Origin of the sequence: Shigella sp. FC1967 (genome assembly GCF_001743005.1) — a bacterium.
GTDB lineage: Bacteria > Pseudomonadota > Gammaproteobacteria > Enterobacterales > Enterobacteriaceae > Proteus.
Genome location: NZ_MIIZ01000449.1, coordinates 1 through 216 on the forward strand (window position 1 = coordinate 1; position 216 = coordinate 216).

1 protein-coding gene is annotated in these 216 nt (G+C 35.2%); it reads right to left on the reverse strand.

From position 1 onward, the window contains the following. Nucleotides 1–216: RpiB/LacA/LacB family sugar-phosphate isomerase (locus BHE89_RS24915; protein ID WP_286145870.1), on the reverse strand; the 216-nt coding region annotated here is incomplete at both ends.

Genomic DNA, 216 nt, shown 5'->3' on the forward strand with positions numbered 1-216 from the left:
ACACACTCCACAATAAACATTTTTATGTTTATTCGCACTGATACTGACTCCCATGCCTGTACCACAAAAAACAAAACCAATATATTCAGGATGTTCAGAAATAATCGAACCCACTTTACACACTCCACAATAAACATTTTTATGTTTATTCGCACTGATACTGACTCCCATGCCTGTACCACAAAAAACAAAACCAATATATTCAGGATGTTCAGA